Origin of the sequence: Prevotella sp. khp7 (assembly GCF_900109055.1) — a bacterium.
In the GTDB taxonomy this organism is placed as follows: Bacteria; Bacteroidota; Bacteroidia; order Bacteroidales; family Bacteroidaceae; genus Prevotella.
Map to the genome: position 1 here is coordinate 510390 of NZ_FOIV01000002.1, position 20903 is coordinate 531292.

A 20903-nucleotide genomic window follows, 5' to 3' on the forward strand; every position below is an offset into this window, starting at 1 on the left:
CCATCTGCTGACTAATATGCGAGTTTTGAGAACCGTTTTGTTAATATAATTATAAGTTTGATTATTGAGCCTCAAGGCTGAGGACGCGGCTCGACCAGTCGTTCTTCTTCGAGTGTTCTGGCTCGTTGCGGTAAGGCATCTCCAGGCCGTGGTTCATCAGGTAAGCACCGCTGAACACCTTACCTTCTACATCCATTGGCTGCAGGTCGATGCGGTTCAACTCGTGTATCTTATACATCTTGTTGGCATCGAGGCCGGCCATCTTTACTCGAGGCAGATGCTCGTTCTGGAACGACTCCGTCTTCCACCAGAAGAATACGCTCTTGGTCTTCTGTTCATTAACGTACATCAGCGAAGCCAGACCCAGCTTGTCGTAAGGAGAAACCAGGCGGTAAAGGTCGCCGAACTGCACGATGGGACGAATCTGCTTATACTCTGCGATGGCGTTCTTACAAAGTGCCTTTTCCTCGTCGCTCATGTTCTTGGGCTGAATCTCCATGCCTAAGCGGCCGCTCATGGCCACATCAATGCGATATTTCATGGCTGTGGTACGGAAGACGGTATGGTTGGGAGTTGCCGAGATGTGCGAGGCCATAGCGATGGCTGGGAAGAAGTAGCTGGTGCCCCACTGCATGTAGATGCGCTGGAGGGCATCGGTGTTGTCGCTCACCCAGAACTCATCGAAATAAGGCAGCACGCCCCAGTTGGCTCGTCCGCCACCAGAGGCACAGGCCTGAATGGTCAAATCGGGATATTTGGCACGGATGCGCTGACAGGCCTTCTGCAATCCACGGTGATACTCGATATTGAGATGGCTCTGGTCGTTCATGGTGAGATACTGGGAACCGTGATTCAGAATAGGCATGTTGGCGTCCCACTTGATATAGTCGATCTCTGGGTATTTGGTCATGAGGTTGTCCACGATAGAGAACACAAAGTCCTGCACTTTCGGATTGCTCATGTCGAGCACCAACTGGGTGCCGCCGCGGCCTTGTATGGCTTCACGCTTAGGCGCCTTTACAATCCAGTCCGGGTGGGCGTCGTAGAGCTCTGATACAGAGTTTGTCATCTCGGGCTCAATCCAGATGCCGAACTTAATGCCGTGTTTCTTAGCATCGCGCAACAGCCCCTCAATGCCTTCAGGAAGTTTACTCTTGTCTACCACCCAGTCGCCAAGGGCACAGTTATCGGTCTTGCGGGGATACTTGTCGCCAAACCATCCGTCGTCCATCACAAAGAGCTCGCCACCCATAGAGGCAATGTCGCCCATCATCTGGTCCATACCCTTCTGGTTGATGTCGAAGTAAACGCCCTCCCATGAGTTGAGCAGAATCTTTCGCTCCTTATTGCCATGCATGAGCATATACTTACGGCCCCATTTGTGGAAATTGCGTGAGATGCCGGACAGTCCGCGCTGAGAGAAGCTCAGCGCTACCTTTGGTGTGGTGAAAATCTCGCCTTTCTTCAGGTGGTACTCGGAGTTGTCGGGATTGATGCCAGCGAAGAAGTAGTGAAAATCAGTATCGTCGGTATCGATTTTCAATTGGAAATTGCCAGAGTAGCAGAGAGCCGCACCAATTACGTCGCCGCAATTTTCCTGACCTTTACCATCGAGCGAGAACATCACCTCAGCATGGTCGGTATGTGAGTTGCGGGTGCCGTCTTTGTTCTTGATGACCTTCTCGCCTGGCAGGATGGGTTCTTCTACAAGGCGAGTCTCATTACCCCAGGAACCGTGGAAGTGAGAGAGCCACACGTTGCCACGACGGATGGGCAGACTGATAGAGGCAAACTGCGTCAGCGTGACGGGCTTGGCCTCACCGTTTCTGACCTCTGTCCACGTCTCAATCATGTCTTCGTCCTGATAGGCTTTGTAGAAGAGTGTAACGGAAGTGGGATATACTGGGTCTTTCAGAACGATGCGAGTCAGGTCGCCTTGGCGCTCGATATCTGTGGTATAGAGTTCTGTTGACATGTTGCCGTCAGCATGTTTCATGGCAAAGGCTGCTTCAGCAGGGCAGTTCATACCATAGGCAGGATAAGCGTCCATACGTCCGCCTCTTGGAGCCTGCAGGTGCTTCAGGTCTGTGTCGCTCAGCGAAGCACCATAATAAACATACTGGGGTTGTTTCCCTTTTTCTACCTCAAGAACCATTGTAGAGTTCTTGGTGTTGATAACCACTTGCTCGGCCATTGCCATCTGGGCACTGGTCAAGAGTAGCGCTACTGCTAATAGTTTTTTCATTTAAAATTGATTTAGTTATTGTTAATTTGAATCCAGTGTGCAAAGATACAAAATAATTTAGAAACGAGGATGACGAATTAAGAGTTTTTTTGTAATTTTGCAGCAGAAATGAAGGATTGAACAAATAAATACTATATGAACCTGCTTGATATCATATTGTTGGCTGTGGCTTTGGCAATGGATTGCTTCGCTGTCTCCATTGTGAGCGGCATTACCAATGGTCGTGGGCGATGGGTGATAAGGATGGCACTGCTCTTCGGCTTCTTCCAGGCCATGATGCCTCTTATTGGCTGGCTAGGTATCTGTCATTTCAGTCGGATGCTGGAGGCTTATGATCACTGGATAGCCTTTGGCTTGTTGCTGCTGATTGGTGGAAAGATGATTCGTGAAGCTTTTGGACCGGAAGAGGAGCAGCACTTTAATCCCCGTAACCTTCATGTCCAGTTTCTGTTGGCCATCGCTACGAGTATCGATGCCCTTGCCATTGGCATCTCTTTTGCCTGTATAGGATACAACCAGTTGTCCCAGCTCACCATCCCCCTTATTATAATAGGTGTGGTGTCTTTCCTTTTCAGCATCTTCGGTAATTTCCTTGGCGCCCGTTTTGGCAGGACTATTGCCCGTAGACTAAAGCCAGGGCTCCTGGGCGGTGTTATCCTCATTGCAATTGGCGTAAAGATTCTTGTTTCTCACTTACTTGAGTGAGAATCATCAAAAAAAACTGATAAAGATACATTAAATAGAAAAAAATGTTTATCTTTGCAGCACGATGACAGACGGAGAAACAATACAACTTATAAACCTTGGCATCGGCTACATGACGAAGCATGGCGTCAGAACGGTGGCCGAAGGCATCAATGGAACTATCCGTAAAGGAGAGCTTACTTGTTTGTTGGGAGCTAATGGCGTCGGCAAGTCTACCTTGCTGCGTACACTCTCGGCCTTTCAGCCTATGACAGCAGGTGAGGTGCTAATTGAAGGACATGATATGACATCCTTCTCCGACAAGGAAATGAGCCGTCTGATAGGTGTCGTGCTGACAGAGAAACCCGACGTGAGGAATATGAGGGTACGCGAGCTGGTTAGCCTTGGTCGCTCTCCCTATACCGGTTTCTGGGGAACTTATTCCAAAGAGGATTTGAAGATTGTCGATGAAGCCATCAGCCTTGTCGGCATCGACACGCTGAGCAGGCGCATGGTACACACGCTGAGTGATGGTGAGCGACAGAAGGTGATGATAGCAAAGGCGCTGGCTCAGCAGACGCCCGTCATCTATCTCGATGAGCCGACGGCTTTTCTCGACTATCCCAGTAAAGTTGAAGTATTGCAATTGCTTCGTCGTATCAGCCGTGAGGCGGGGAAAACCATATTCCTCTCGACCCACGACGTTGAACTGGCTTTGCAGCTGGCCGATACGGTCTGGTTGATGAGCCATGAAGAGGGCATGACTGTAGGAACGCCACGACAGCTGGCTCAACAAGGGGCTCTCAGTCGGTTTATAGAGCGTGAGGGAATAACTTTCGATGCTGAGACGCTGACAATCAAAATCAAGAAGATTGACTGATTGACAAGATAATATCTGCCTATGATTTACGGACACGGCGACGATGCCTTTCGTTATGGCGATAAGATTAAGATGAATTTCAGCTCAAATGTGTATAGCAGGGCTGACTATTCAGAACTCAAGGAGTATCTTTGGGCACACTTTGATGTTGTAGGGCATTATCCTGAACCTGACGCCCGCACTTTAGAGCGCATGCTCTCAGAGCGGTTAAGTGTGCCAGAGGATTCGATTATGGTGACTAATGGTGCCAACGAGGCCATCTACCTGATTGCACAGCTATACAGAGGCTGGGCTTCTGTTATTCCGCAGCCAACGTTTACTGAGTATGAGGATGCTTGCAGAACTTTCGGCCATCTGATATCATACGATTGTGCTGATGAACTGGAAGTGCTTCCTGACGACCGTATCTATTGGCTTTGCAATCCCAATAATCCCACAGGCAATGTGTTGGGGAAGAGCCTTATTAATCACATTATCCGCAAGAATCCACGCTATTTGTATGTAGTCGACCAGTCGTATGCCGATTATACCTTATGTCCAATGCTTGAACCCAAGGAGATGACAGATTGTTATAATCTGATGCTTCTTTATTCCTTGTCAAAGAAGTATTGTATTCCTGGTTTGCGACTCGGGTATGTGGTGGCTTCTCCAATCATCATCGACCGATTGAAACAGATTCGTCAGCCTTGGTCTGTCAATGCTTTGGCAATAGAGGCAGGCAAATTCCTGGTGCAAAATGATTCCAAGATGATTCCTGATTTGGAGGAATATCTGTCTGAGACACAGCGGCTTTTCAAGAATCTATCTGAGGTTGAGGGCGTGATGGTATTGAAAACCGATACAAACTTTATGCTTGTGACTATTGACAAGGGCAACACTCATGAGCTGAAGAACTGGCTGATTGATAATTATGGTATTCTGATTCGCGATGCCTCTAACTTCAGGGGACTTGGCAACCATTGTTTTCGAGTAACTGCCCAGACAGCAGAGGAAGACGACGTGCTTGTTGAGGCCTTGAAGGCCTATCGGGCTACTTTATAGCAATGCCTTTGCGATATCCCATACCTGTGACGTGACAGATAAGTCGCCCTTCCTGATTGGTGACGCTCACCTCTACGGCTGGTATCTTATGATGATTGGCCACGCTGACGACTTCAGCCCTGAGCGCATCGCCAAGTCGTGCACTTGATACAAACATCATACTGTTCGAGATGCCGAAAGTCAGTTCTCCTCTAAAGTTCATCAAAGCCGCAATGGCAAGATCGGCCAGGGTGAAGAGTGCACCGCCCTGACAAACGTTTCCACCATTCAGATGATTTTCCGTTACAGTCATCACAGCCACCGCATGGTGCTCATCCACTTCCGTCAACTTGCAACCGGCCTTAGCTGCAAACCTGTCTGTCCTATTCAGTAGTTCCTTAATATCCATTGTTAGATCATCAGACGTTTTTGTCTGCCTCTGCAAAGGTACTGCAATATTTCTCTCCCACCAAAACTTTTTCTCGAAAAAACACCCTACTACTTGAGAACTATCCTCGTCTCCATTGCGTAAACATGCAAAAGAGCTAGAGGTACAGAGCGACAGATTATATCTGAATTAGCCAAATAGTAATTATTGATTCTTCTTTTTCAAGAGAAATGTGTACCTTTGCATTCTAAAAAGATGGATGCAATGACAAACGAATATAATGAAAGGCTTTTTGCTTTCACCCGCTCCAGAGAGATGGAGGAGAAAATGAGGTTGTTTACCGATGCCGGGCTCTATGAGCAGGATCGGTATATTGACTTTGAACCCGAGGAACATATCTATACTTACAAAGGACAGACGAGACTGCTGCCAGTCAGTTCGCTAATTGCCTATTTCTTTGAGCAGTTCGATGCTCAAGCCGCGGCCCAGCGCCAGTGGGAGCGCTATCATATTCCTGTGGAGGAATCGTTGACAAAATGGGAGCGGATAGGTAAGAAAGCCAGTGAGGTGGGTACTTTCGTGCATGCCCAGACGGAGAACTATTTTCGTGACGGGTCGTTCGAGACCGAATGCCCTTTCTGTTTCAGAGGCGAGACAGAGGTGGTAAGTGTGGAGCAAGAGAAACAGCATTTTCTCCATTTCATCGATGATTATAAGATACGTCCTTATCGTCAGGAGTGGCCTGTCTACGATACGAAGCTGAACATTGCCGGTACCATCGATATGGTTTGCAAGGAGCAGGATGGTGAGTTGACCATCTACGACTGGAAGCGCAGCTCAAAGGTGGTGAATCCTCTGGGGCAGCCTATTGTTGAGGCTTTTGGCGGCAGGACTGGCTTCAACGGCATTACGCTGCCTGATACGGCCTTCTATCACTACTGCATGCAACAGAACCTGTATCGCTATATACTGGAGCAGCATTATGGAGTCCGGGTGAAGGCTATGAACCTGGTGGTGCTCTGCCCTGACTATCCCACTTACTATGTGGCTCAAGTACCAAAGATGGACGAGGTAATCGATCAGATTGTGGCGGCATGCCATAGGGAAGACTTGGGCCACAGGCTGATTAAGAATAAAAATTCTTAATTCTTACACTTCTTACTATAAATTAATAAAATAATTCTTAACTTTGCACCTTGTATGATGCGCAGTTTGCTGAATGCAGCCTTAACCATGTCGTGTTTGCTTGCGATAACGGCAAACGGACAGGTGGTCCGACATGATACCATAGCGGATAGGGAGCATCAGTTACGAGAGGTGACCATCACAGAGAGTCGTCGTCAACACGAAGCGACAAGTACAGCCCCCTTGCATATTATTGACAGAGAACAGATGCTGAGTCTGGGCATTACCGATGTGGCTGATGCGTTGCACCGCATTCCTGGTGTGACCATTCGCGATTATGGTGGGGCTGGAGGTATGAAGACGGTCTCAGTAAGAGGTTTCGGAGCGAAGCATACGGGAGTGAGCTATGATGGTATCATGATCAGTGACTGCCAGAGCGGTGAGATCGATCTGTCGCGTTATAGTCTTGACAACGTGGATCAGCTCTCGCTTGTGATTGGCGATAACGATGATATTTTCATTCCTGCCCGTAATGCCTCGACACCTGCTTTGCTGAACATACAGACCATAGGAATGCCTACAGACGACAGCAATCTGCACCTGACAACCCAGTTGAGGATGGGCTCGTTTGGTTATGTGAATCCTTTTGTGCGCTTTGAAAAGAACCTGACCAACAAGGTGGCTCTCTCTATGATAGGTGAGTACATCTATGCGGAGAATGACTATCCGTTTGAGTTGCGTAATGTCTCAAAGATAACCCATGAGCGACGAACCAATAGTCGTATGAACCAAGGACATGCGGAACTGAATCTGGTGTGGAAGATTGACAATATGAACTGCCTGAGCGGAAAGTTGTTCTATTATGACAACGATCGCCAGTTGCCAGGACAAGTGCATTACTATACCGACCTGAATAGGGAGACACTACGGGACAGGAACATCTTCGGACAGATACAGTATCAGAGGCGTAACCAGTCGGGATGGTCGACGAAATGGAGCTCGAAGTACAACTGGAATGCCTCAATCTATCATGATCCGTTAGCTCCCAATAGTCATAATGATGCCAGTTACTGGCAGCGTGAGGCCTATACCTCGCTAGCTGTACTTTTTGTGCCTTCAGAGGTGTGGGCCTTCGACTATTCTGGCGACTTGGCATATAACAACCTGACTAGTTCGGCAGAGAGGACAGTGAGCAACAAGCCCTTCAGACTCACCATGCAACAGTCTTTGACAGCCAAATATCGCACAAGACGGCTGACGGCCTTGGCGCGACTTCTGCATTCGGTTTATCTGAACGATTCGAAGGGTGGAAACTCAGCAAGGAACATGCGCAAGCTTTCTCCGTCGTTATCGCTGTCGTATCGTTTGCTGGAAGATGAAAATCTTCTAATAAGAGCGTCGTATAAGAACATCTTCCGCTCGCCGACTTTCAACGAGAGCTATTATTTCCACTATGGTAGTACCGACCTGTTGCCTGAGAGTACAGACCAGCTGAATGTCGGTGTAACTTATAATTGTCAGGCATCAAACTTTGATATACAGATGACAGCCGACGGTTATTATAACCATGTGAAGGATATGATTGTAGCTGTGCCCTATAATATGTTTATATGGACCTGCGTGAATGTGGCTAAGGTAAATGTGTTAGGGGCCGATGTGACGTTGGAGGCATCGCGTCAGCTTTATGAAGGGCACGCTCTGAAGTTCTCAGGCAACTATAGTTATCAGCAAGCAGAGAACCGTACAAATCCCGAGTCGCCTTACTATGGTAATCAGATAGCCTATATGCCAAAGCATTCGGGAAGCGCTGCCGTAGGGTGGGAAAATCCGTGGGCCAACATGTCTGTTCATGTGACAGGCGTGAGCAGTCGATGGGCCAACAATCAGCATTATGATGGAACAGAAATTGACGGTTATTGGGACATGGGTCTGACCGTTTACCGCACCTTCCGTTGGAAAGACCAGAGTTTGGAGGCCAGGATGGACGTGAAGAATATTCTCAACATGCAGTATGAGATAGTAAGGTTCTATCCTATGCCAGGACGCAGTTGGCAAGTGTCAGTGAAGTATCAACTATAAATTAAATAATTAACAACATGAAAAAGTTTCTTTTAAGTTTCGCCGTGATGCTGATGGGTTCATCCCTCCTCACGAGCTGTTTGGAAAGCGATGACAACAAAAATCAGGTACAGGAGTATGTTGCCACCCAAGGTGCACTGATTATCAACAATGGTAGTGTATCCAGTGGTATTGACGGCAGCCTTACTTTCCTCGACTTTACGACTGATCCTTATTCTGTTCAGCAGAATGTATTCAAGAATGCCAATGGTCAGAGTCTGGGCGGCACCCCCAATGATGTGATTGTGCATGGTAATAAGATATATATTACCGGCTCTGATGAGAATGCCGTATTTGTACTGGACAAGAAGAGCTTCAGGCTGATTCAGAAAATCAGCACGACCAAGGACATGGGTGAAGCAGAGGGTGTTACTCCGCGCCATCTTCAGGGCTATGCTGATAAGGTGTATGTCTCTACCTATGGTGGTTATGTAGGTGTGATTGATACGCTGTCACTGAGTATTCGTGATATGTTCAAGGTTGGTTCTGCTCCTGAAGGACTGGCTATCGGTGGTACTTCTGATGAAGATGTATCCCTCTATGTGGCAAATAGTGACTATGGTTATGGAAACGGCTCTATCTCAAAGATTAATCTGGCAACAAAATCGGTAACGGAAATCAAGAATGAGAAGATTCGCAACCCGCAACAGATGGCGGTGGCAGGAAACGTAATCTATCTGCTTGACTGGGGATACTATGATGAAAACTGGAATCAGAAGGAAGCTGGTGTCTATAAGATTGAGGGCGGTGCTGTTACAAAAGTTATTCCTGATGCGACGGGCATGGCTGCATCAGGACAAACCATCGTTACCTACAACTATCCTTATGGCAGTTCTAAACCCACCTATAATATCTATAACATTGTTTATGGCACGTTGAGTACCTTCCATCTGGAAGGAGGTAATCCTATTGAAAGTCCTTGTGCTATCAACATTGAGCCAAATGCAGGCTGGGTGTATATTGCCTCTCGACCAATCGATCCTGACACTGGTTATCCCAGCTACACAACGCCAGGCTATGTGAATATATATGATGGCAATGGACAGTTCAAAGCCGCATGTTCCTACGCTACAGGTGTAGAGCCCCATGCGATTGCATTTACCTATGGTATTGTTAAGTTGAAGTTCTAACCCCCAACAATGAAACAACTGTTTGGACTCTTTATCGTATTGACGCTATTCTCCTGCAACGGGCGTATGTCCCGTTTGCTGGGGGATGGCGACAGTATCGCTTTCAAATATGCAACCCTGCCCTCAATCGTTGAATATGATGGTTACACTGTAGTTACCATAGCTAATCCTTGGAAGGAGGATAAAGCTCTGCATAGTTACATTCTTGTGCCTCGTGATGCGGAAGTACCTGTACATCTGCCGAAGGGAACCGTTATTCGTACTCCGTTGGAGCGTGTTGTTGTGTTTACGACAGTTCACAGTTCTCTGTTGATGAATCTTGGTTGCGAAGACCGTATAGCTGGTGTGGCAGATCTGAAATACATCAAAATACCTTGGATTCAGAAACAAGTGAAGGCTGGACGTATTGTGGATTGTGGCGATGGTATGAGTCCTGTCATAGAAAAGATTATCGATCTGCATCCTGATGCTATTCTGCTATCTCCTTTTGAGAATAGTGGTGGCTACGGCAGATTGGAAGAGATAGATATCCCGTTGGTGGAATGTGCGGAGTATATGGAGGTTTCGCCTTTGGCGAGAGCTGAATGGATGCGCTTCTACGGACTGCTTTTCGGTTGCCAAGATAAGGCCGACGAACTCTTTGATGAGGTTGATAAGAATTATAACGACCTTAAGCAGTTGGCTGAAAAAGCAGGCAAAGGCCGCTCTGTTATAGTCGACAAGCAAGTGGGTTCTGTATGGTATGTTCCAGGTGGGCGTAGCACCATTGGACAAATGATTCAGGATGCGGGTGGACAATATGCATGGTCTGAAGACGATCATAGTGGCTCTTTGTCTTTACCTTTTGAGACTGTTCTCGAATATACTCAGAATGCGGAAGTATGGATGCTCCGCTATGAAGGTGAACGTCAGATGACATTAAACGAACTTCTCAATGAGAAGGAGGGTTATAGCCAGTTTAATGCTTTCCGGACAGGAGAGGTATATGGTTGCAATGTGCGTACCTCACGATTCTACGAAGAATCGCCCTTCAGACCTGACAGGCTTCTGGGCGATTATATTCAGATTCTACATCCTGGAATTCAGGGCGTAGGTCCGTTGCGATATTATCGGAAACTACAGTAGCTTCTTGATTTCTGCTTCCAAATCCTTGATTTGAGCAGCACGCTTTACAAGATTGTTTCCGCGATCAATCAGGAAGAAATCAGGAACTGCCTGAATGTTATATAGCATAAGGCGCTGAGAGTTGATTCCTTCGCCATCGCGAACGCTAATCCAAGGCAGGGCAGCGGTCTGCTGCTTCCAGAAATGTTCATCACCGTCGAGTGATACCTGATAGATTTCAAGTCCCTGAGCGTGATATTTGTTGTAGAGCTCACGAAGCATGATAATGCGGGTGGGAGAGTCTTCAAGGGCAAAGACATGGAAGTCGAGCAGTACAACCTGGCCTTTCAAATCAGTCAAGTGGCGCTCTTGTCCTTTATTGTCGATGAGTGCGATGTCTAGTACTCCAGACTCCTGGACTTTACTGGCGTCAACCTGTATATCAGCGTTTTGTGCATCAACAAGGCGCTGATTTTTCATGCCTTCAATGGCAATGTTGTGCAGGTTCTGTCCGCGCTCTGCGTGGGGATAATATGTGTCCCAACTGGTAGCCACAGCGGCAAAGGCCTTAATGTCATCTTTGCTGGTGCGGGGGTTGAAAATCAGATAGTTGCCAATGGCTTGGAAAAGGGCGAAGTATGAATAGGCCTTCATCGGCTCTTTGTAGATGTAGTTAAGCTTGACATCCTCTTTGTAAGCGTTGATGAGGCTCTGGATGCTATCGTTGGCAGCGGCGATACCAAGAGTGGTGTTCTGCTGAAGTGCAATAGCCTGACTCTGTAGGGCCATCTGCTTCAGGGTTAACTCCTTAATCTTCTCGCAGTTCTCAGAACCGTTTACGGTGTAGTTGGAGGCCATACCGGGGTATTCGCCTTTAATCTGGACCGTCTCTGTAGAGTCTATGCTGACGTTAATAATCTGATCGGCGATTCTCAAACGATAGAACTCAGGAGCGCTTGTGGCGTCCTCCTTGAAAGAGAAATCGCCATTTTCACTTAACTTGACGGAATCGAGAACGTTTATGCCCTCGATACCTACATTTTCAAAGTAGAGCAAAGAGTCTTTGGCGTTCGTAATCTGTCCTTCAACCGTGAACTTATTATCGTTACACGAGGTAATCGTAAATGCTGCCATCATAAAGGCAGTTGCTTTCCAAATATGTTTCATTTTGTTGTTAAGATTTTCTTTTCGTGGGTGCAAAGGTAGCACATTTTTCATAAAAAACGAAAAATAATCAGCTTTTCTTCGTTTATTAATATAATAATGTGTAACTTTGCGCCGTTTTTGCGACGTAACAGCGCTTATGTCGCACCAAGTATTTTTATTTTTAGATGTTTTAAAAGATGAATGTAATTACAAAAACCCTTCAATTGGCTGATGGAAGAACTATCACCATTGAAACCGGGAAAGTGGCAAAACAGACCGATGGTGCTGTCATGCTTCGCATGAACAATACTGTACTCCTGGCCACTGTTTGTGCCGCAAAAGATGCAGTTCCCGGAACCGATTTCATGCCCTTGCAGGTAGATTATCGCGAACAGTACAGCGCAGCTGGTCGTTTCCCTGGCGGATTCACCAAGCGCGAAGGTAAAGCCTCTGACAATGAAATCCTGACGTCACGACTGGTGGATCGTGTTCTTCGTCCACTCTTCCCAAGTAACTATCACGCAGAAGTATTCGTAAACGTTATGCTGCTCAGTGCCGACGGCGTTGACCAGCCCGATGCACTTGCCGGTTTTGCTGCCTCTGCAGCTTTGGCATGTTCGGATATACCTTTCGAGTGCCCTATCTCGGAAGTTCGCGTAGCTCGTATTAATGGCGAGTATGTCATCGATCCAACCTTTGAGCAGATGAAGGAAGCCGACATGGATATCATGGTAGGTGCCTCTGCCGAGAACATCATGATGGTGGAAGGTGAGATGAAGGAGGTTAGCGAGCAGGATATGATTGGTGCTCTGAAAGCTGCCATGGCTGCTATCAAGCCTATGTGTGAACTTCAGGCTGAGCTCTCTAAGGAACTTGGTAAGGATGTTAAGCGTGAGTATGATCACGAGGTGAATGACGAGGAACTGCGTGAGCAGATGAACAAGGAGCTCTATCAGCCTGCCTATGATATCACCAAACAGGCTCTCGAGAAGCAGGCGCGTGCTGAGGCTTTCGAGAAGATTCTTGCTGACTTTAAGGAGAAGTATGCTGCCGGCCATGCTGACCTCACAGAGGATGAGCTGGAGGAGAAATATGCTATGATGGATCGCTACTACCACGATGTGGAGCGTGACGCTATGCGCCGTTGTATCCTCGATGAAGGTATCCGTCTTGATGGTCGTAAGACTGATGAGATCCGTCCTATCTGGTGCGAGGTCTCTCCGCTGCCCATGCCTCACGGAAGTTCTATCTTCACTCGTGGTGAGACGCAGTCTCTGTCTACTTGTACTCTCGGTACAAAACTCGACGAGAAGTTGGTTGACGATGTTTTGGAGCGTGGATATCAGCGTTTCCTCCTGCACTATAACTTCCCACCGTTCTGTACTGGTGAGGCCAAGGCTCAGCGTGGCGTAGGTCGTCGTGAGATTGGTCATGGTCATCTCGCATGGCGTGGCTTAAAGGGTCAGATTCCTGAGGACTTCCCTTACACCGTACGTCTGGTATCTCAGATTCTTGAGTCAAACGGTTCTTCTTCAATGGCTACCGTATGTGCCGGTACACTCGCCCTGATGGACGCAGGTGTTCCCATGAAGAAGCCTGTTTCCGGTATTGCCATGGGTCTGATCAAGAATCCTGGAGAAGACAAGTATGCAGTTCTCTCAGATATCCTCGGCGATGAGGACCACCTGGGCGATATGGACTTTAAGACCACTGGTACGAAGGATGGTCTGACCGCTACCCAGATGGATATCAAGTGCGACGGTCTGTCGTTCGATATCCTCGAGAAGGCCCTTATGCAGGCTAAGGCTGGTCGTGAGCACATCCTGAAGTGTCTTACCGATACCATCGCAGAGCCTCGTGCAGATATGAAGCCTCAGGTTCCCCGCATCGTTCAGATGGAGATTCCTAAGGAGTTCATCGGTGCCGTTATCGGCCCTGGTGGTAAGATTATCCAGCAGATGCAGGAAGATACAGGCGCAACCATCACTATCGACGAGGTTGATGGCGTAGGTAAGGTGCAGGTGTCTGCTCCTAACAAGGAGAGCATTGATGCTGCTATCGGTAAGATTAAGGCTATTGTGGCAATTCCTGAGGTGGGTGAAATCTACGAGGGAACAGTTCGTTCAATCATGCCTTATGGTTGCTTTGTAGAAATCATGCCAGGTAAGGATGGTTTGCTTCATATCTCAGAGATTGACTGGAAACGTCTTGAGACCGTAGAGGAGGCTGGCATTAAGGAAGGCGATAAGATTCAGGTGAAGTTGCTTGAGATTGATCCGAAGACAGGCAAGTACAAGCTTTCTCACCGCGTGCTGATTGAAAAGCCAGCCGATTATGTGGAGCCCCAGCAGCGTCGTCGTGAGCGTGGAGATCGCCCTGAGCGCGGTGAGCGCCGTGACCGTCGTCCGGATCGTGGCGATCGTCGTGAACGCCGTGACCGTGGTGAACATGGAGAGCATCGCCCACGTCCTGAGCATCAGGAAGAGGCTCCTGCAGAGAACCAGCCGAAAGACTTCAGCGATTCTCTCGATAACATGGACTTTTAATTAAAAAGAGTCAAGATAATGAAGCACCGGGGCTCTGAAGTTCCGGTGCTTTTCAGCAAACAAACACCGACTATTGTATGAAAATCAATTTGATAGAATTATTTGAGGAATCAGTCAGAACGTATCCGCAGAAGGTTGCAGTGATTGATAAGGACAGAGAGATAACCTTCTCTGACCTGCATCAGAATTCTCTACAGTTAGCAGCCAAGATTACTGCCATGGGTGTGGGGCAGAATAAGCCTATAGGCGTATTCCTCGACAAGTCAATAGAGAGTGTTTATGCCGACTTAGGTGTCCTTTATGCCGGAGATTTCTATATGAACCTCGACATCAAGACACCAGCCGAGCGTATTCGCAATATTATTCAGTTGGTGGAACCTGCTGTTATCATTTCTACGAGCCGACAGGTTAAATCTATTTTGGCCATTATTCCTGAGACTGTCAAGGTTATTCTACTTGATGAGGAGGAATGGCCTGCCGAGGTTGACGCAGAAACAATTATAGGGAAATTGTCGACAATCATCGATACGGATCCTTCTTGTATCATCAACACGTCGGGTTCTACGGGAACACCGAAAGGCGTTGTGCTGAATCATAAGAGTTTCTTTGATTTTATCGATTGGGCCATAGATACCTTCCACTTTGGCGAAGATCTTGTGATGGGGTCTCTTTCGCCAATAGTGTTTGATATCTATAGTTTCGAGCTCTGCATGCTAATGGCTAAAGCAAGTACATTGGTGGTATTACCTGCCCATCTGGCTGCCTTCCCGGCAAAGATTCTTGAGGTGCTTGAGCAGCACAAGGTAAACTTTTTGTTCTGGGTGCCTACTATCATGGTAAACATTGCTAATATGGATTTGCTTTCTACGTTTAAACTGGAGAACCTTCGTACAGTGTGGTTTGCTGGTGAGGTGTTCCCCACTAAGCAATACAACTATTGGCATCACCATCTACCTGAAGTGACCTTTGCAAATCTTTATGGTCCGATAGAGATAACCCTTGATTGCACCTATTATATTATTAATAAAGAGATACCAGATGAACAGCCTCTGCCCATTGGCTATCCTTGTCGTAATACCGATATTCTGATTCTTGACGATGAAGATTGCTTGATAACTGAGCCAAATGCGGAAGGAGAACTTTGTGTACGTGGTACGTCTCTAGCTATGGGGTATTATAATAATCCGGAGAAGACTGCCGCAGCTTTTGTGCAGAACCCATTGAATAAGGCCTATCCTGAGGTGATTTACCGTACTGGCGATATCGTCTGCTACGATGCTGACGGACTAATTCTGTTTAAGGGACGTAAGGATAATATTGTGAAGCACATGGGCTATCGTACTGACCTTGGTGAGATAGAACACGTAATCATCAATACCTTGAAGTTAGTTAAGAACGGTTGTATCGTTTATAATCAGGCCGAGAAACAGATTACGCTTTTCTATGAGGCGGCAGAAGAGATTCCTGCCTCAGAATTCCGTCTGCAGATTGGTAAGGTGCTGCCAAAGTATATGATTCCTACGTCATTTCATCATCTGGAGCTTCTGCAGCGCAATGCCAATGGAAAGATTGATCGTCTCTTCTACAAGAAGCAGGTTAATGGATAAATGAGAAAAATATGAAAGAAAAAATATTGGAGATTCTATCTACCATACGTCCTGAGTGTGATTTTACTGAGGATGTTGACTTTATGGAGGCTGGTTTGCTTGACTCATATGATATTGTAAGTCTAGTGACCAACTTGGAGATTACTTTCAATTTCAGAATTAATGGCGTGGATGTTGTTCCAGAGAATTTTACTTCTGTTGACAGTATCATTGCCATGCTAGGAAAGTATGGCGTACATTAGTTATTTGGATTTGCCCAAACACTGGGGACTGGAGCGCGGAGACCGGGTGCTGCTCACATCCGACATCATGCAATTGATGTTTACAACCATGCGTAATGGGGAACGCTTCGACCGTGATGCGTTTCTTGATGCAATCCTCGGTGTGATAGGTGAAGAGGGTACCCTGCTGATTCCCACTTTCAATTGGGACTTCTGTCATGGTGTGGCTTTCGACTATCATAAGACACCCTGTAAGACAGGTGCATTAGGAGGGTTCGCATTGAGTCGTCCCGATTTCCGTCGTACTCAGCATCCTCTCTACTCATTCGCTGTTGCGGGTAAAGACCAACAGTTGCTTTGTGACATGCAGAATGTCTCGTCCTTCGGAGTTGATTCTCCTTTTGGCTATCTGGAGAAAAACCATGGTAAGAATGTTATTATCGGCATACACTATACCGACTGCTTTACGTTTGTGCATCACTGCGAGGAGGTCTGTGGTGTAGATACCTATCGGTTTTCTAAGACCTTTACGGGTCAGTATATTGATGCGGAAGGACAGGAGTCAACTCGTAGTTACTCTATGCTTGTGCGTTCTTATGAACTCTATGAAGCCACTGACCTGACACTCATTGGTGAGAAGATGGAACGGGCGGGGGTCGCTCATGTGATTGTCCTTAATGAAATTCCTTACCGTATTGTCGATCTGACGGCTGCGGCGCCAGTGATTTGCGATGATATAAAAAATAATTCGAGTCGGGGAATTTGTAAGCATAAGCTGCAGTAGATAGTTAAAAAAATATAAATATCTATTTCTTGGACTGCAAAGGTGTGCATGAATAAATAAATATGTGTACCTTTGCAGTCCGATTATTGGGGAGAGACTTAGAATCCCCGTGAATCAGGGTGTGAATAGCGGCGTCTTTGGCCGGGCGCAGTGGTTCGTGAATCGCTGGTTCATCAGCGGAATCGTATGATTCCGGCGTTCGTTAGACTTGCAACCGAGTGTTAGACCTCGGGTGTGAGTTTGTGTGCGCAAATATAGTTAAACTGTTTTTTAGTAGTAAAATTAAATTTTTGAAATGAACACTTTAAGTTACAAGACGCTTTCCGTAAACAAGGAAACAGCAAAGAAGGAGTGGGTGGTTATCGATGCCACAGACCAGGTTGTTGGTCGTCTCGCTTCAAAGGTAGCTAAGCTGATTCGCGGAAAGTACAAGCCAACTTTCACTCCACACGTTGACTGTGGTGACAATGTAATCCTTATCAACGCCGATAAGGTTGTATTCACTGGTAAGAAAGAGACCGATAAGGTCTACACTCGTTACACAGGTTATCCTGGTGGACAGCGCTTCAATACTCCTGCCGAGCTTCGTAAGAAGAATGGTGGTGTAGACAAGATGCTTCGTCATGCTGTAAAGGGTATGCTGCCAAAGGGTCCCCTCGGACGCAGCCTGCTGAATAACCTCTATATTTATGAGGGTACCGAGCATCCACATGCCGCTCAGCAGCCAAAGACTATTGATATTAACCAGTATAAATAATAAGGAAAGATGGAAGTAATTAACGCAATAGGTCGTCGTAAGAGCTCTGTAGCCCGCGTATACGTTTCTGAGGGTACAGGCAAGATCACGATCAATAAGAAGGATTTAGAGGTATATTTCCCTTCAGCTATTCTGCAGTATGTTGTTAAGCAGCCGCTTAACCTGCTCGAAGTTGCTGAGAAGTATGATATCAAGGTAAACCTCGATGGTGGTGGTTTCACAGGTCAGAGCCAGGCTCTGCGTCTCGCTATCGCCCGTGCACTGGTGAAGATCAATGCCGAGGATAAGAAGAAGCTTAAGGATGCAGGCTTCATGACACGTGATAGCCGTGAGGTTGAGCGTAAGAAGCCAGGTCGTCCCAAGGCACGTCGTCGCTTCCAGTTCAGTAAGCGTTAATCCTGCTGGACTGCTAGCGAAAAGTTTAGTATCTAAACCCGTTGGATTCCTTTGGACTACCATCGGGCTGATTCTGGACAGAATTAAAAAGAAAGTAAACAATTTAAAGAATTTAGCAAAATGTCAAGAACAAATTTTGATCAGTTGCTCCAGGCTGGTTGTCATTTCGGCCACCTGAAGCGTAAGTGGAACCCTGCAATGGCTCCTTACATCTATACCGAGCGTAATGGTATCCATATCATTGACCTTCACAAGACAGTAGCCAAGATCGACGAGGCTGCTGATGCACTGAAGCAGATTGCCAAGAGTGGCAAGAAAGTGCTGTTCGTCGCTACTAAAAAACAGACAAAGGAAGTGATTGCCGAGAAGGCTGCCTCTATCAACATGCCTTATGTTATTGAGCGTTGGCCAGGTGGTATGCTCACCAACTTCCCGACAATTCGCAAGGCCGTTAAGAAAATGGCGAACATCGATCGTCTGATGGCAGATGGAACCTACTCAAACCTCTCAAAGCGTGAGTTGCTGCAGATTACTCGTCAGCGTGCTAAGCTTGAGAAGAACCTCGGTTCGATTGCAGATCTGACTCGTCTTCCAAGTGCACTCTTCGTAGTTGACGTACTGAAGGAGCAGATTGCCGTTCGTGAAGCCAACCGTCTGGGTATTCCTGTATTCGGTATCGTTGATACCAACTCTGATCCTAATAATATCGACTTCGTTATCCCAGCTAACGATGATGCTAAGGATAGCGTAGAGACTATTCTCAACGCTTGCTGCGGTGCTATTGCTGAGGGTATCGAGGAGCGCAAGGCAGAGAAGGCTGATGAGAAGGCTGCTGACGCTCAGGCAGAAGGCGAGGAGGAAGTAAAGCCCAAGCGTGCTGCTCGCAAGGCTCGCAAGGACGCTCCCGCTACTGAGGAGGCCCCTGCTGCTGAGTAATATTCAAGATATAAGGTAAAAAAAGTAAAAAAGTTAATAAAATGGCAATTTCAATTGACGATATCAAGAAGCTTCGCGCAATGACTGGCGCAGGTCTGGCTGACGTAAAGAAGGCTTTGACTGAGGCTGAGGGCGACTTTGACAAGGCTAAGGAGCTCCTTCGTGAGCGTGGCCTCGCTATTGCTGCTAAGCGTAGCGACCGTGAGACTTCAAATGGTTGTGTACTCGTAAAGAAGGTTGATGGCTTTGCTGCCATGATCGCCTTGAAGTGCGAGACCGACTTTGTGGCTAACGGTGCCGATTTTATTGCTCTGACTCAGAGTATCCTCGACGCTGCTATTGCTGCTAAGGCTACCGATATTGAGGCTGTTAAGGCTCTCGATATCAATGGTCAGACTGCACAGGAAGCTGTTACACAGCGCTCAGGTATCACTGGTGAGAAGATGGAGCTCGACGGTTACCTCGTACTCGAGGGCGACAATGTTGAGGTTTACGACCACATGGGTAAACATACTCTCTGCACCATGGTACAGACCAATAAGCCCGCTGCTGAGCAGGGTCATCTCGTAGCTATGCAGGTGGCTGCCATGAAGCCCGTAGCTCTCGATGCTCAGAGCGTTGACCAGAAGATTCTCGACGAGGAGTACAAGACCTCTTTCGAGAAGACTAAGCTCGAGCAGGTAGAGAAGTATGTTGAGATGAAGTTGAAGAAGGCAGGTCTGAACCCCAACCTCGTTGACTCTGAGGATCATATTGAGAGTAATATGTCTAAGGGTTGGTTGACTCAGGCTCAGGCTGATGAGGCTCGTAAGATCATTGCTGAGGCTAAACCCGAGGGTGAGGCTCAGCTGAAGATGCCTATGATCGAGAACATCGCTAAGGGTCGTGTTCAGAAGTTCCTGAAGGAGAACTGCCTGGTTGACCAGGAGTTCCAGTTCGGTGATGGTGATAAGGCTACTGTTGCTCAGTGGCTCGCTAAGCAGGACAAGGATCTGAAGATCACCGCTTTCAAACGCTTCACACTCGTTGCTGACTAATCCATTAGTCACTATATTAAAAAAGAATCGGCATTGTTTGTGCAGTGCCGATTTTTTTTGTACCTTTGTCTCCAAAACCATAGCATTATGAAGATATTCGCCATTGGCATGAACTATGCCGCGCATAATCAGGAGTTACATGGCACGCTGAAGCGCCCTGATGACCCCGTCATATTCACGAAGGCCGATTCTGCCTTTCTTAATCAGGGTAAGCCTTTCTTTATTCCTGACCATCTGGGACGTATCGACTACGAAACTGAGGTGGTTGTGCGTATCTGCCGTTTGGGTAAGAATATCCCTGAACGTTTTGCTCATCGCTATTATGATGCGGTGACTGTGGGTATCGATTTTACGGCGCGCGACCTGCAGAAGAAGGCTTCGGAGGCAGGACAGCCCTGGACTATCTGCAAGGGGTTCGACGGCTCTGCAGCTATAGGCGAGTGGGTACCTAAGGAGAAGTTTCTTGATATTCAAGCCATTCATTTCCATCTTGACATCAATGGAAATACCGTTCAGGAAGGATGTACCAGCGACATGCTCTATCGTGTTGACGAGATTATCGCCTATATTTCTCAGTTCTTTACATTGAAGACAGGTGATATCCTCTATACTGGCACCCCCGCAGGTGTGGGGCCTGTTCATATTGATGATCATCTCGAAGGCTACCTCGAAGAACGCAAGGTGCTTGAATTTAATTGTAAATAAGTATTGTTTTTTGAGGAATAAACTGTGTTTTCTAAAGATTGGTCACAGATTGTCTCAGAATAGTCACAGGTTAT

General features: G+C 47.1%; 18 protein-coding genes and 1 pseudogene. 16 read left to right on the top strand and 3 right to left on the bottom strand.

Translation table 11 applies throughout. The features are described 5' to 3' along the window. Positions 1–61: 61 nt before the first annotated feature. The gene (locus tag BMX82_RS05740; RefSeq protein WP_091766859.1) at positions 62–2245 is read right to left on the bottom strand and encodes an alpha-galactosidase; all 2184 of its coding nucleotides are present in this window, start codon (positions 2243–2245) and stop codon (positions 62–64) included. Between the two features lie 135 nt (positions 2246–2380). On the opposite strand from BMX82_RS05740, the gene BMX82_RS05745 reads away from it, so the two are divergent. From BMX82_RS05745 to BMX82_RS05755, 3 genes and pseudogenes are all read left to right on the top strand, one after another. Beyond that, on the top strand, positions 2381–2950 hold the full coding sequence (locus BMX82_RS05745) for a manganese efflux pump MntP (RefSeq protein WP_091766862.1): 570 nt from the start codon (positions 2381–2383) through the stop codon (positions 2948–2950). Positions 2951–3014: 64 nt separating this feature from the next. Further along, positions 3015–3779 (top strand): annotated as a pseudogene (locus BMX82_RS05750) (ABC transporter ATP-binding protein); the annotation flags it as partial. A gap of 51 nt (positions 3780–3830) precedes the next feature. Next, positions 3831–4850, top strand: coding sequence for a pyridoxal phosphate-dependent aminotransferase (locus BMX82_RS05755; protein WP_091766865.1), 1020 nt, complete (start codon positions 3831–3833; stop codon positions 4848–4850). On the opposite strand, the gene BMX82_RS05760 is transcribed toward BMX82_RS05755, so the two are convergent. Beyond that, positions 4840–5238 (bottom strand): PaaI family thioesterase, encoded by a 399-nt coding sequence (locus BMX82_RS05760; RefSeq protein WP_091766868.1) that lies wholly within the window; start codon positions 5236–5238, stop codon positions 4840–4842. The two genes, BMX82_RS05755 and BMX82_RS05760, sit on opposite strands and share 11 nt — an antisense overlap. Before the next feature lie 234 nt (positions 5239–5472). Between BMX82_RS05760 and BMX82_RS05765 the strand changes: the two genes are divergently transcribed. The 4 genes from BMX82_RS05765 to BMX82_RS05780 are packed head-to-tail and all read left to right on the top strand — an operon-like array spanning position 5473 to position 10715. Next, positions 5473–6363, top strand: coding sequence for a PD-(D/E)XK nuclease family protein (locus BMX82_RS05765; RefSeq protein WP_091766871.1), 891 nt, complete (start codon positions 5473–5475; stop codon positions 6361–6363). Positions 6364–6417: 54 nt separating this feature from the next. After that, complete coding sequence (locus BMX82_RS05770) at positions 6418–8421, top strand: TonB-dependent receptor plug domain-containing protein (RefSeq protein ID WP_255396551.1); 2004 nt, start codon at positions 6418–6420, stop codon at positions 8419–8421. Between the two features lie 17 nt (positions 8422–8438). After that, positions 8439–9590 (top strand): YncE family protein, encoded by a 1152-nt coding sequence (locus tag BMX82_RS05775; protein ID WP_143058327.1) that lies wholly within the window; start codon positions 8439–8441, stop codon positions 9588–9590. A gap of 9 nt (positions 9591–9599) precedes the next feature. Then, positions 9600–10715, top strand: coding sequence for an ABC transporter substrate-binding protein (locus BMX82_RS05780; protein ID WP_036914201.1), 1116 nt, complete (start codon positions 9600–9602; stop codon positions 10713–10715). On the opposite strand, the gene BMX82_RS05785 is transcribed toward BMX82_RS05780, so the two are convergent. Further along, complete coding sequence (locus BMX82_RS05785; RefSeq protein WP_091766877.1) at positions 10707–11861, bottom strand: TlpA disulfide reductase family protein; 1155 nt, start codon at positions 11859–11861, stop codon at positions 10707–10709. The two genes, BMX82_RS05780 and BMX82_RS05785, sit on opposite strands and share 9 nt — an antisense overlap. A gap of 176 nt (positions 11862–12037) precedes the next feature. Between BMX82_RS05785 and pnp the strand changes: the two genes are divergently transcribed. The 9 genes from pnp to BMX82_RS05830 all read left to right on the top strand — a co-directional run bounded on the left by pnp (position 12038) and on the right by BMX82_RS05830 (position 20829). Continuing rightward, entirely contained in the window at positions 12038–14386 is a 2349-nt protein-coding gene (gene pnp / locus BMX82_RS05790; RefSeq protein ID WP_036914198.1) for a polyribonucleotide nucleotidyltransferase, read from the top strand. A gap of 77 nt (positions 14387–14463) precedes the next feature. Next, entirely contained in the window at positions 14464–15993 is a 1530-nt protein-coding gene (locus BMX82_RS05795; RefSeq protein ID WP_036914195.1) for an amino acid adenylation domain-containing protein, read from the top strand. An 11-nt stretch (positions 15994–16004) separates the two neighbouring features. Beyond that, positions 16005–16235, top strand: a complete 231-nt coding sequence (locus BMX82_RS05800; protein WP_036914193.1) for a phosphopantetheine-binding protein — start codon at positions 16005–16007, stop codon at positions 16233–16235. Next, a complete protein-coding gene (locus BMX82_RS05805; protein WP_091766880.1) occupies positions 16222–16998 on the top strand; it encodes an AAC(3) family N-acetyltransferase in 777 nt (258 codons plus the stop codon). The genes BMX82_RS05800 and BMX82_RS05805 overlap by 14 nt, the downstream gene beginning before the upstream one ends. Positions 16999–17293: 295 nt before the next feature. Beyond that, complete coding sequence (gene rplM, locus BMX82_RS05810) at positions 17294–17755, top strand: 50S ribosomal protein L13 (protein ID WP_036914189.1); 462 nt, start codon at positions 17294–17296, stop codon at positions 17753–17755. A gap of 9 nt (positions 17756–17764) precedes the next feature. Next, the gene (rpsI, locus tag BMX82_RS05815) at positions 17765–18151 is read left to right on the top strand and encodes a 30S ribosomal protein S9 (protein ID WP_036914187.1); all 387 of its coding nucleotides are present in this window, start codon (positions 17765–17767) and stop codon (positions 18149–18151) included. Between the two features lie 120 nt (positions 18152–18271). Continuing rightward, entirely contained in the window at positions 18272–19087 is an 816-nt protein-coding gene (rpsB, locus tag BMX82_RS05820) for a 30S ribosomal protein S2 (protein ID WP_036914185.1), read from the top strand. Between the two features lie 41 nt (positions 19088–19128). Then, positions 19129–20124, top strand: a complete 996-nt coding sequence (gene tsf, locus BMX82_RS05825) for a translation elongation factor Ts (protein WP_036914183.1) — start codon at positions 19129–19131, stop codon at positions 20122–20124. A gap of 87 nt (positions 20125–20211) precedes the next feature. Beyond that, positions 20212–20829: a fumarylacetoacetate hydrolase family protein gene (locus tag BMX82_RS05830; RefSeq protein WP_036914180.1), complete on the top strand. Its 618-nt coding sequence runs from the start codon at positions 20212–20214 to the stop codon at positions 20827–20829. Positions 20830–20903: the final 74 nt, after the last annotated feature.

Bases quoted from the DNA above. Each gene is read 5' to 3' on its own strand.
- tsf (WP_036914183.1), top strand. From the start codon at position 19,129: ATGGCAATTTCAATTGACGATATCAAGAAGCTTCGCGCAATGACTGGC.
- BMX82_RS05745 (WP_091766862.1), top strand. From the start codon at position 2,381: ATGAACCTGCTTGATATCATATTGTTGGCTGTGGCTTTGGCAATGGAT.
- pnp (WP_036914198.1), top strand. From the start codon at position 12,038: ATGAATGTAATTACAAAAACCCTTCAATTGGCTGATGGAAGAACTATC.
- BMX82_RS05800 (WP_036914193.1), top strand. From the start codon at position 16,005: ATGAAAGAAAAAATATTGGAGATTCTATCTACCATACGTCCTGAGTGT.
- BMX82_RS05805 (WP_091766880.1), top strand. From the start codon at position 16,222: ATGGCGTACATTAGTTATTTGGATTTGCCCAAACACTGGGGACTGGAG.
- BMX82_RS05765 (WP_091766871.1), top strand. From the start codon at position 5,473: ATGGATGCAATGACAAACGAATATAATGAAAGGCTTTTTGCTTTCACC.
- BMX82_RS05795 (WP_036914195.1), top strand. From the start codon at position 14,464: ATGAAAATCAATTTGATAGAATTATTTGAGGAATCAGTCAGAACGTAT.
- BMX82_RS05760 (WP_091766868.1), bottom strand. From the start codon at position 5,238: ATGGATATTAAGGAACTACTGAATAGGACAGACAGGTTTGCAGCTAAG.
- rpsI (WP_036914187.1), top strand. From the start codon at position 17,765: ATGGAAGTAATTAACGCAATAGGTCGTCGTAAGAGCTCTGTAGCCCGC.
- rplM (WP_036914189.1), top strand. From the start codon at position 17,294: ATGAACACTTTAAGTTACAAGACGCTTTCCGTAAACAAGGAAACAGCA.
- BMX82_RS05775 (WP_143058327.1), top strand. From the start codon at position 8,439: ATGAAAAAGTTTCTTTTAAGTTTCGCCGTGATGCTGATGGGTTCATCC.
- BMX82_RS05785 (WP_091766877.1), bottom strand. From the start codon at position 11,861: ATGAAACATATTTGGAAAGCAACTGCCTTTATGATGGCAGCATTTACG.
- BMX82_RS05830 (WP_036914180.1), top strand. From the start codon at position 20,212: ATGAAGATATTCGCCATTGGCATGAACTATGCCGCGCATAATCAGGAG.
- BMX82_RS05740 (WP_091766859.1), bottom strand. From the start codon at position 2,245: ATGAAAAAACTATTAGCAGTAGCGCTACTCTTGACCAGTGCCCAGATG.
- BMX82_RS05780 (WP_036914201.1), top strand. From the start codon at position 9,600: ATGAAACAACTGTTTGGACTCTTTATCGTATTGACGCTATTCTCCTGC.
- BMX82_RS05770 (WP_255396551.1), top strand. From the start codon at position 6,418: ATGATGCGCAGTTTGCTGAATGCAGCCTTAACCATGTCGTGTTTGCTT.
- rpsB (WP_036914185.1), top strand. From the start codon at position 18,272: ATGTCAAGAACAAATTTTGATCAGTTGCTCCAGGCTGGTTGTCATTTC.
- BMX82_RS05755 (WP_091766865.1), top strand. From the start codon at position 3,831: ATGATTTACGGACACGGCGACGATGCCTTTCGTTATGGCGATAAGATT.